The organism is Halogranum amylolyticum (assembly GCF_900110465.1).
Classification (GTDB): Archaea; Halobacteriota; Halobacteria; order Halobacteriales; family Haloferacaceae; genus Halogranum; species Halogranum amylolyticum.
Genome location: NZ_FODV01000048.1, coordinates 1 through 10,492 on the forward strand (window position 1 = coordinate 1; position 10,492 = coordinate 10,492).

Sequence of the window (10,492 nt, forward strand, 5' to 3'; positions counted from 1 at the left end):
TTCTTCCTTGCCATGATCTCCCCCGAATTCCTGCATCTAAGACGCTAGCAGAGGAGATAGCCTTAGCGAATGAGAATTGACGGAACACTAGTGACGTCGTCCATCTTCGCAAGCGACACTATCCACCATCCGCCGAACTTTCCTCAAACGTGATCAGTCGCCCGCCGCGCCTTGCGAGCTCGACCTCATCTTCGCCGGGTTGCTCATCCCTTCTTTCACACCGAAGTGGACGAGTGCGACATTGACGGGCCACGCGACGAGGAAGCCGATAGACAGTGAGAAGGCGAGTGCAGACCAGAACAGCAGATCACCCATGTGTGCCTCGGCAGCAAGCAAGAGGTCGGTTCCAATGGCGAAGATTTCCATGATCGTGATCGAAGGGGTCTCGCTTAGGAGAGCGTCCCACATCGCTTCTTTGAAACTTACCCTATCCTGCATGAGTGGACCGATCGTCAACGCGTAGCCGAAGAGGTACGCGAACCCGAAGGTGATCGCCGCGACCCACCCGATAGTGAGCGCGAGGATCCCTGTGCGAGCGTGATCCCGACGACTTCACCGGCTCCACAGCCGGAGTAGCAGTGCGCGGTCGAACGGAACCCACGTCGCCACAGCGAATCGTAGGAGATCTGCGTCCGTCCCGCGTACCAGTAGATCGCCAGCCCTCATCCGTGGTGGAACTAACACCGGATGGATCATCCAGCACGTTCCAGCTGTTCACGCCGTCGTTCGAATTCGTCGGCGGAAAGTTCACCACGGGCGTAGCGCTCTCTGAGGACCGACAGCGGCCGTTCGTTGGTTCTATCGTCCCGACGCCTCGCGAGCGCGAATACGAGGTAAAGCGGGATCGCGAGCAGTAACCCCATCCAGAGGAGACCCCACAGCCCCATCACGCCGCCGAAGAGTCCCCCTCCTCCGCCCATCATGCCGCCGCCGTAGCCTCCGCCCATAGCGACAGCTGTGCCGGTCGTCGCGACCAGCAGCGGGACGGCGAGTAGCGTGAGTCGACGAGCAAGGCGTCCGATGGGAGCAGTGAGTTGTGTCATTATCTTGAGTTTGTGAATCGTGGTGTTCTGTCGAAGCGATCGAAACGGTCAGAGCCGTCAGCAGTGGCCCCGCCCGTACATCCCGCCGTTGTAGTCGTCGTCAGCCATCTCCTGGGCCATCTCGTCGACGGACACACCCATGTGCGACTCCATCCACTCAGCAGCACCGGGGCCCATGTACTCAGTCATGTGCGACTCCATCCAGGTCGCCCAGTCGGCAACCGTCCCATGATACGGGGGCGCGTCGTCAGCAGCCGTCGCATTACCGTGTGCGCTGACCACAGGAGCGACGAATGCGAGTCCGACGATCGCGAGCGCCACGAGCAGCCAGCGGCCGAGTGTGAAGTTGGTCATTGTCTTTCTCCTCGGTTAGTCGTAAGACCGCTCGGGAGTTATCGCCATGGGTGTGAATCCGCACGGGAGAGCGTTCGAGAGCGTTTATAGATCGATCTAATCGTTCTTCGCGGGAGAAATCGTTCACTGCGGGCGTATTCGGCAGACTGTGACCTCACCCGCTCCCCCAGTCACGGGAGGTGGTGAGTGGGCTCACGCTACTGTGGTTCTGGGGGAACCATCCCCACGCCCGATGGAGCGTCGATAGATACTCGCCGGTGAGATTCCCAAACCTCCGTACCCGGGCGGAGCTGCAAGCACCACGCATCTAAGACAGCACGACCACTGCCATACCTGTGTCGAGCCGCTCCGCCAGTGCGCAGAGACCTGCCGCTCGATGGCGTAAGTAGACGAACACAGCTGCGGTTCGGTGATTTTTCTTCGCTTCTAGCTACGGTTCATAAGGGGATTACATCGTATCAGCTTGGGGCCATGGCCGGGCATCAGCGTCCGTGATCCCGTGGAGCCTGCGTCGTCGGGTCTCGATATCACGTAGTGAGTCAGCAAACTCCTCGTCAGAGACCGTCGGAACTCCAGCCTGACGGAGTGCATCCAACTCTGGCGCAGTTGGGGCGTCGTCCGGTGGGATAAACATCTCGTCAACCATTTCCAGATAGGTCTCGACACTGGATCGGGCGTTCTTGAGGACGGGGGCACTCGGTTGGATATCCGCCGGGACACCAAATCGCAATAGTGTGAGTGAATCGTCGAGAACAACGACGTTGTAGACTGGCGCGTATTGTCGTCGTTGCGTGTAGAAGTAGTGGAGAACTGGATACGCCATGTGGTTGACTGTGAGCTGGTTGAGCTCGGTTGTAATCGTATTAAGAGGGAGATCAAAGCCATCGAACTGCTCCCCGTTCCAGCCGGTTGCCACGATTTCCTCACTTCGTCGTCCGAGTCCGCTTACGGTACTGGCGAACAGTTTCTTCTGAGTGACGGCGCCGAGAACCGAGAGCACGTACGTCACGAGCAGAGTAACGACGAGCATCCCACTCGCGGTCATGAACACGGTCGCAATCTGCCAGACACTCCCCTTCGGACTGAACCCGCCGTTGCCGAGGGTGAAGAGCGAGTAGCCGACGAAGTAGAACCGTTCGACCCACGAAGCGGCGCTTTGACTACTAGTTTCGATAACTGCGGTCTCGGAGCCAGCGAAAACGAGTGTCCAACCGAGCCACAATAGAACAATCCACGTCGCTAGGCTGGCGACGAGAATCAGCGGCCCAGCCAAGGTGAGGAGCTGGGACTCTCGGCTTGTGGCTCGCCGAAGTGGTTTCCAGATTCCACTCATCAGTCGCGTCGTGAGCGGCCCTGAACCCCCTTCTGCCCAAATCGTCGTCCACAGGAGGTCGATGATCGTTCCGCTCAGGACTATCACGCCCAGAGCGGCGTATAGAGGGGCCGTATCAGGCATCGTGTTCCCACGGTACGAGTCCAGTTAGGAGTACGAATTCCCAGCGGTCCATTGCGTCTCACGGTTCGATTGGAGTTCCGAATTCAATAGGGTTCTGGCCTGGGAAGTGAAGTCAAACCGTTCAACTGCGTTGTATTCAAAAAGAGAAAACGGCACCAGAGTAAGGAATCTAGTCGCGCCGATCCAGTAGAGACTCGAGACTACAAACGACAACAAGACGAGCGTCGCCGAGAAACCAGGTGGACGACTGACAGCATCTGAAGACAAGACAGCTGTCGCCGTATCCGTAGCCGTAGTCGTAGAAGAGTGGGTCGTTTGGACCCTTACCTGTGTAGTATCTGGTTCGTCGTTCGTTAGATCTGTCTGGGGTGCCGTCGCTGTCTACCGCTTTCGGTTACGCCCTTTTTCAGGAAAGGCGTTCCCACGGGGAATCATGGCCGTCTCACAGTAGGCCTCACCGCCCTGATAATCGACGCCTGGTTGGATGAACGGGTAGGGTCCATCTGCGGGCGTGTTCTGGGCTCGGCCGCCGTCGTCCGCGGTCTCGATCAGCCCCATCAGTTCGTAGTCGACTGGTGAGTGCTCTTCGAGGTACTCAACGATAACGTCGACCGGAATCGCCCCCTCGTCGACCTCAACGTCCTGGAACGGGAACCCGCAGTTGCCGAGGTCGCGTTCGGGGTCGCCCGGCCGTCGGAACGTCGCCACCGAGTACGTCTCTTCCGGGTCGACCGGTTCGCCGTCGATGCGCATCTCGACGAGGCGACGGCCACGCTTGGCGGTCGGATCGACGGTCACCTCGACGTTCGAGGAGAAGTTGCGGACCCGACCGTCCTCCTGATCGTAGGGGTACGGCGTAAAGTTATCTTCAAGGAACGCCTCCATGTGGCTCGTGAGTTGCTGGCCGTACGCGACGCCGCGGGCAACGGGCGTCGCCATCGGGAAGAACGTGTATAACTGGCCGAGCGTGACATCGCCCGGCGGGATCGCGGTCCCGTACCGGAATCCATGTGAGACGGCCAGGTCGGTATCGAAGTGTGCTTGCAGTGCGTCGTTGAACAGCGTGTTCCAGGCACTTTCGAGGAACGACTGCCGGTAGAGCGGTGTCTTCGTTCGCCCGACGACCGTGTCGAGCGGTCGGTCGAGCGTCCCGGCCCCCCGCTCGAACTCTGGATTTTCCTCGAAGAACGGCGCACGCACCGACTCGACGGTCTCCGCTGCATCGGCGTCCGGGTCCGGCGTGTACTCGCCGTCTTCGGTGAGGCAGTAGAGGTGGTGTCTGAACTGTACTTCCCCGTCTCGAACTCGGAGGTCGACGCGGCCGAGCGCTTCGCCCATGCCGGACTCGATGACCACCGTTTCAGTCTCCTCGACGACGATGGGATCGTACGTGTACTCGTGAGTGTGGGCACTGAACATCACGTCGACGTTCGCACAGTCCTTCGCAGCCTGGACCATCCACGGAAGACCGATTTCGGTGACCGCCACGACGATGTCCGCTCCCGCCTCACGGGCGGCGTGCGCTGACTCTTCGAGGAGTGCGGGGTGCTTGCCGAAGCGGTACTTCCCCTCGTAGAACGCAGGGGCCATCCGGTCGACGTAGACGTTCGTCATCCCGACGACGCCCACCGAGAGGTCGCCGATGTCGAGGACCCGGTACGCGTCATACAACCGCTCGTCTGTCTCCCAGTCGTAGAGGTTGTTCGCGAGGACGGGCGCGTTGAGTGCGTCCATCAGGTCGCGGAAGTTCCCGTCTTCGGCGGCCTCGTTCGAGTAGTCCCAGTTACCCGGAACGTAGATGTCCGGGACGAGGTGCTCGTTGATCGGTTCGAGCATCGCTCGCCCGTTCGTGTACGTCGTCATGGCGGAGCCGTGGAACGTATCGCCGCTCATCAGCGTACACACCTCGTGGTTGGCCCGAAGCTCGGCAAGTTTCGCCGCGAGCACGGGAACGCCACCCCCTCGCTTGACGGTGCGGTCCGCGTCCCCAAACTCGAAGTCGGGTCCCGACATCGCATTGTCGTAGTAGATCTGGTGTCGAGCCGTCAGCTGTCCGTGAAGGTCACTAACATGTGCGAACACCAGATCAGGCTCACCCGCTGTATGGTGAGCGGCACTCCCGTCGAGACGTCGCCAATCGCCAACCGTTGCCTGCTGTTCGGTCATACTAACGTTGACAGCGTACGAGAGCCTCTAGCTCAAAGGTTGTGGGCAATAATCGAAAGTAAGCACACAGCTGATGACTCTCCTGATTTGGGCCGAATCAGCGGAAGGGTTCGATAGAAGGAATGGATGTGGTTTCAAAATCAAACAGCACGCCCCCTCGATAGTGTTGTGATTATCGTTTTGCCCCCGATATTTCCCTACTATCTGAGCGATAACTGTGGTATGTCTGTGTCTCGTACTGAAAGCCAGAGCGATGAATCGTGTGGATTATGAAGAGGTATCATATCGATGATGATGAACTGGGTGACAACGGGACTCTCTGCGGCCGTCATTCTAGTCGCCTCTGTCCTGCACGGGATCGCCGGGTTTGGATTCGCCCAGGTATCGATGGGGCTGATGCCACTGTTCCGGTCGCCCTCAAGCGCGTCCATCATTTTTACGGCGACTGCAGTCGTGAGCAATGCTCGCGTCTGGTGGAGCGTTCGGGAGGTGTTCGATTGGCAGAAGTGGATCGTTCCCGTCGCAGGACTCGCCGTCGGGATGCCACTTGGTATCTACGTATTCAGCCAGTTCAACGAGGCACAGATGCGCGTCACCATTGGCTCTATCCTCGTGTTGGCAGTCATCATTGTGGGCGTGACACAACAAGTCGATGTCGTCACGGATTGGATCGAAGCGCGGGACTTCCGACCGGGGAAGATAACCGGTGCAACTGCTGGGTTGCTCGCCGGAATCTTCGGCGGTGCCGTTGCCGTCCCTGGTCCGCCGATGATCATCTACGGTACATTCATGTCCGCCAGCGGCTTCTGGAGCGACGAGGAGATGAAGGCAACGTTCACGGCCTTCTTCGGGACGCTCATGCTCTACCGACTCGGGAGTCTCACCTACACAGGATCAGTGACGGCACCGCTCATGATCGAAGCCCTCGTAGCGATTCCGATGGTGTTTCTCGGTGCCTGGGTCGGGGTATACATTTTCGACAATATTCCCGAACGGATTTTCCAGTGGCTCGTCCTGACCTTACTGACCGTGAATGCCTTCGTCCTACTGTTCACGGCTGTTCCGGAACTCTGACCGCCTTCAGCGGGCACCCGGGGGATACAGCGGCTTTCCGGGTGTCCTCAATGCAGGGCAACGATAGCTATTGTGCCTGGTTCTGCTGCAGGTTGTCACTCGGATAGATACGATACGTTCGCCCCTGGCGCTCGCGGTACAACAGCCCACGTTTCTCGAGGGCACTCACGGTCTGACTCACCTTGCTCTTCGAAAAGTCCGAGCGATCCCGGAGCTCAATCTGCGTGATTCCGGGTGAGGAGAGGACCGGTTCGAGGATGCGACGTTCGTCATCCGGCAGGAGGTCCAACACGCGAGCTTGCGGCTGGGTTTCTGGATTGACTGCCGCAGTCGGTTCCACGGGGCTTTCTGGCGAGTCAGGCTGCTCTCGATCAGTCGGGTTCGAGATCTCCTTCTGTGGATGGGCAGTGACGTCTGTGCTGGTGAGATCACCCCGGGTTGTGAGATAACCGCCACTGATGATGGCCGTGACCAGGAGGGTCCCGAGGACGTACCAGAGCGGGTTCGTTCCGTGAACCGCTCCCATCGACGTGCCCATCATCGATCCCATCTCCTGGAAGGCCTGCTGTTGCTGGTACGCTCGCCAGCTGAGCGCCCCACCGGTGATGAGGACCGCAGCGACGAGAAGACCGACTACTGTATCGGCTCGCCGTTGAATCATCCGTCCCACCTCGATCGGCTGTTATATTCGTTCATGCCTGATGGTTGGCGAGACATCGGTGTAGCAGTTTTGATTGGTTGAAGCACTGCGCGGGACTGCTTGGCCGCGAAACTCGATATCGGGTGACAGCGTTCAGTGATGCTCATGGCTCTGGGAGGTTCCCCTCTCTGGGATTCTTGAATGGTGATGTGCAAATTCGGATGGATGCTTCTCGAACGATCGTTTGCACTGATTCGAACAGAAGTAGTACGTCTCGCCGTCGTGGGTGAGACTCGGCCCGCTATCGTCGGTCCGCATCCCACAGACTGGATCACGGTACTCGCCTGGTGCACCGAGTCCACGCCGGTAGACGTAGAGGAGGAATCCCGAGAGGGCGACCCCGACGATGTTGAGGTAGAACGTGTAGTTGAGTTCGAAATACGTCTGTTCGCTCGCGGTCTGTCCGCCAGTGAGGTCCGGGACGATGTCGAGGGCCTCGAACAGTTCTTCCATGAGAAAGCCCGTGAAGGCCATCGTCACGAAGAAGACAGCAAGAATGTACAGCATCACTTTCCAGCCGTAGTACTTCCGGTAAACGTTCAGGACGGGAATCGTGATGAGATCAGCGTAGACGAACGCGATGACTCCCGCGAAGCTGATGCCGCCGCCCCACAGCGCGACGGCGAACGGGACGTTGCCCATGCTGCCAACAAAACTGATGACAGCGATTGTCACACCCATGATGGCGTTCTCTGCGCTTACCAATAGCCCCTCACCCTGGAGGAAAAGCGTGTTCCAGACCCACTGCGGGACGAAGACGATGACGAACCCCGAGATGAGAAAGCCCGCGACGACGTCCTTCCAGATCATCGACCACTCCTTGCGATACTGATTCCCGACTTTGTACCACCCGCCCCACGAGAGGAGTTCGTCACGCCACCCGCCACTACTTGCAGCCTCCTGCTGGTAGGTTTCCAGACAACCCTTCGAGCAGAACTTCAGCGTCTCGCCCCCGTCGGTCACCAGCGAGTACTCGTCTTTTCCTTCCATCCCACAGGTCGGGTCTTCAGTGATTCCCTGGTCGTGGTCGCGTTGATTCAGTTCCTGCCGTACTTGCTCAAACAGGTTCTCAGGGAGCGTCAGATGGACGAGGACCGCCATCACGGCGATGAGAATGACACCCCCCAGGAGTTCTGCAACCAGGAATTCCCACCCGAGGAGGATGAATATCATCAGACCAAGCTCGACGATGAGGTTCGTCGAGGCGAACATGAACGCGAGGATGTTCACCGCGTGCGCACCCTTCTTGAACAGTCCTTTCCCAATAGCGACTGCACCGAAGCTGCAGCCGCTACTCGCGGCGCCGAACACCGTCGCCTTCGTGAGGCCACTCAGATTCTCATCTCCGAGGACTTGGGCCATCCGCTCTTTCGAGACGTAGACCTGGACGAGACTCGTAATGACGAGCCCCATGATGATGGCCCAGGCCGCCGTCCAGAGGAACCCGACGCCGATCCGTAATGACTCGAGGATTCCGTCGACGAGGGCTGCTTGCATATCTATACTAGGTGGCCATCGATTATGCCGATTGCCCTCAAGAAACTGAATTTTTGACGGCTCTCAACCGTATATTCGAAGGGAGCTTCATCCTGAAATCGTCTTTCGTTGTTCGGACTTCTATTATCTGACTTCACCGACTGTTCGAACACTGGCTCCGGTGAGCGGGTACTTCGAGTCGTTTCTACAGACAGGCAAGGCGAGTGCCTCATGCCTGGCTTCGTGGTGGTTCACAGCGACCACACAGACACGAGTTCCACAACCGCGTTCGTACGTTCTCTCAGTTCGTCCTTATCGGAGAGAACACAACGCTAAGCCATGAGATTACCAACATATAGATATGCCTCATCCAGGAATCGGCTTTCACGCCGTATTCGGAGAGATTTCTGCCGTTCTCTTTCTCTGGACGTTCGTCGAAGTGTATCGAGGCATCGATCAAACGAATGTCGTCCGTGTTAGACGTATCTCTCTCGTAGCACTGATATCGCTCGCGTTGGCGTGGGTCATCGGCGGCAATTACTATCTCACTGGCTATCAGCAGGTTAAGGAACTCATCGTTGAGGGGCCGCAACCATGGAGCCATCTCGTCTTCATGGAGGCTAAAGAGCACATCTTTCTCTTCTTACCCATCCTCGCTATTCTCCAGACGATGGCGCTACGAGCACACGACGAGATATCCGGCGACGCTCGATATGCTCTACTCGTGACGACAGGACTGTTAATTCTCGTCGCGTTCCTCATGGCCGGAATGGGGTATCTGATAACGAGTGGGTTCCGAGCAGCAACGGAGCCAGCACTACTTCTCAAAGGAGGCCCCTGATGGCAATGGATTCGCTGTTCCGGTACTATGTTGCGACAGTCGCTTCGATATGGTTCGTCACTGCAGTTACACTCGCGGCGGAACTGTTCCCACCGCTCAAAGCCTTCATCGCGACCATATTCTTGCATCACTGGCTCGGCAAGAGCGTCCTGACGCTCGTCATGTTCGGACTCGTCGTCATAGCCACGCCACAGCGTCGATGCGACGAGCGGCGGTGGGCGAACTACGCGCTACTGAGTGTCGTTACGGGAGGTCTTCTTATCCTCGGGTATTTCTCGTTTCATTATTTCATGACGTGAATTGCCTCAGGGTCAAGTGGTTCGAGAGAGCAGAGCTCTCTCGTCATCACGAGACGGCTTCGCCGTCTCGGACGACCTCGAGGCTTCCTGCGTCGATGACGCGCTTTACAGACACCGAAGTGGTGTGCGTAGGGAGCGCAGTCTCCACAGGCGTGTCTTCGGGCCATTCTAGCTCAGAAAGCCGCGTTGCAGGGCATTCATCGCCGCGTTCGCGTCCCGGTCACACTCGAACCCGCACGGGGGGCAGGAGTGTTCATGCACCCAGATGGAAACCGGTCGTAGATGCAAGGAACACCGCACTGATGAGTACCACTGGAGCAAGCAAATATAACGCCCACAACTCCCGAGTAGCGGGATCGGGGAGTGCAGTCTCGACGCGTCGGGTGGCGGTACTCACGACTCGCTCGTCTCAACTCGCCACGTCGTGCTCTTCGAGCGACTCCACTGCTCAAGCGACACATCGACAAGTTCGTCCTGAAGCTGGCTCAGATACTGTGCGACAGCTTTCGGCGAGCCGTCGAGGTCGCCGGCAATCTCACGAGCCCGCAGATACGTCGGTTCTGTGCCGGCCCTCTCGACGAGGTACGCGCGCACTGTTTGACGGGAAACGTTGGACATAATGAATCGGAACGTCTAGCGGTTAGCGGAGCTTTCCAAGCAGTTTGTAGTCGTGGTCGGGAGTGTACCGACGGAACAGCAGGCTATTCGTCAGCACCGATACCGACGAGAACGCCATCGCGCCTGCCGCCAGCACCGGCTGGAGCAACCCGAGAGAGGCGAGCGGGATCATCGCTGTATTGTAGCCCAGCGCCCAGACGAGGTTCTGCTTGATCTTCTGGAGTGTCGCGTCCGAGATGCGGATCGCCTTCACGACGTCGAGCGGATCATCGCGCATCAGCGTCACGTCGGCGGCTTCGATGGCGACGTCTGTACCTGATCCGATGGCAGTCCCGACGTATGCGACCGCGAGGGCGGGGGCGTCATTGACGCCGTCACCGACCATCATTGCTTTCCGGCCTTCGTCCTGGATAGATTCCACAGCGTCCGACTTGTCCTCGGGCAGGACCTCCGCACGGACATTCT

11 protein-coding genes and 2 pseudogenes are annotated in these 10,492 nt (G+C 58.5%); 3 read left to right on the forward strand and 10 right to left on the reverse strand.

Annotation, left to right across the window (positions count from 1 at the left end):
- Window positions 1-153 precede the first annotated feature (153 nt).
- The 5 genes and pseudogenes from BSG17_RS25535 to BSG17_RS25555 all read right to left on the reverse strand — a co-directional run.
- Window positions 154-662 (reverse strand): annotated as a pseudogene (locus BSG17_RS25535) (DUF4396 domain-containing protein); the annotation flags it as partial.
- A 30-nt stretch (window positions 663-692) separates the two neighbouring features.
- Window positions 693-1,043 (reverse strand): SHOCT domain-containing protein, encoded by a 351-nt coding sequence (locus BSG17_RS25540; protein ID WP_089828160.1) that lies wholly within the window; start codon window positions 1,041-1,043, stop codon window positions 693-695.
- A gap of 57 nt (window positions 1,044-1,100) precedes the next feature.
- Complete coding sequence (locus BSG17_RS25545; protein ID WP_089828161.1) at window positions 1,101-1,397, reverse strand: hypothetical protein; 297 nt, start codon at window positions 1,395-1,397, stop codon at window positions 1,101-1,103.
- A gap of 448 nt (window positions 1,398-1,845) precedes the next feature.
- On the reverse strand, window positions 1,846-2,853 hold the full coding sequence (locus BSG17_RS25550) for an ion channel (protein ID WP_089828162.1): 1,008 nt from the start codon (window positions 2,851-2,853) through the stop codon (window positions 1,846-1,848).
- A gap of 381 nt (window positions 2,854-3,234) precedes the next feature.
- Entirely contained in the window at window positions 3,235-5,019 is a 1,785-nt protein-coding gene (locus BSG17_RS25555; protein ID WP_089828163.1) for a 5'-nucleotidase C-terminal domain-containing protein, read from the reverse strand.
- A gap of 288 nt (window positions 5,020-5,307) precedes the next feature.
- On the opposite strand from BSG17_RS25555, the gene BSG17_RS25560 reads away from it, so the two are divergent.
- Window positions 5,308-6,093, forward strand: a complete 786-nt coding sequence (locus BSG17_RS25560; RefSeq protein WP_089828164.1) for a sulfite exporter TauE/SafE family protein — start codon at window positions 5,308-5,310, stop codon at window positions 6,091-6,093.
- 67 nt (window positions 6,094-6,160) lie between these two features.
- Here BSG17_RS25560 and BSG17_RS25565 read toward each other — a convergent pair whose 3' ends face one another.
- Both BSG17_RS25565 and BSG17_RS25570 read right to left on the reverse strand, forming a co-directional pair.
- A complete protein-coding gene (locus BSG17_RS25565) occupies window positions 6,161-6,754 on the reverse strand; it encodes a helix-turn-helix transcriptional regulator (RefSeq protein ID WP_089828165.1) in 594 nt (197 codons plus the stop codon).
- A 132-nt stretch (window positions 6,755-6,886) separates the two neighbouring features.
- Window positions 6,887-8,290 (reverse strand): permease, encoded by a 1,404-nt coding sequence (locus BSG17_RS25570; protein WP_089828166.1) that lies wholly within the window; start codon window positions 8,288-8,290, stop codon window positions 6,887-6,889.
- A gap of 340 nt (window positions 8,291-8,630) precedes the next feature.
- On the opposite strand from BSG17_RS25570, the gene BSG17_RS25575 reads away from it, so the two are divergent.
- Together BSG17_RS25575 and BSG17_RS25580 are read left to right on the forward strand one after the other, a co-directional pair.
- Entirely contained in the window at window positions 8,631-9,110 is a 480-nt protein-coding gene (locus BSG17_RS25575; RefSeq protein ID WP_089828167.1) for a hypothetical protein, read from the forward strand.
- Window positions 9,110-9,409 (forward strand): hypothetical protein, encoded by a 300-nt coding sequence (locus tag BSG17_RS25580; RefSeq protein WP_089828168.1) that lies wholly within the window; start codon window positions 9,110-9,112, stop codon window positions 9,407-9,409. The genes BSG17_RS25575 and BSG17_RS25580 overlap by 1 nt, the downstream gene beginning before the upstream one ends.
- A gap of 46 nt (window positions 9,410-9,455) precedes the next feature.
- Here the strand turns inward: BSG17_RS25580 and BSG17_RS25585 are convergent.
- The 3 genes and pseudogenes from BSG17_RS25585 to BSG17_RS25595 all read right to left on the reverse strand — a co-directional run.
- Window positions 9,456-9,676: pseudogene (locus BSG17_RS25585) on the reverse strand (RNA-guided endonuclease TnpB family protein); the annotation flags it as partial.
- Between the two features lie 126 nt (window positions 9,677-9,802).
- A complete protein-coding gene (locus BSG17_RS29005; protein ID WP_089828169.1) occupies window positions 9,803-10,027 on the reverse strand; it encodes a DUF7123 family protein in 225 nt (74 codons plus the stop codon).
- A 22-nt stretch (window positions 10,028-10,049) separates the two neighbouring features.
- The coding region (locus BSG17_RS25595; RefSeq protein ID WP_139246828.1) for an HAD-IC family P-type ATPase at window positions 10,050-10,492 on the reverse strand (443 nt) is incomplete at its 5' end.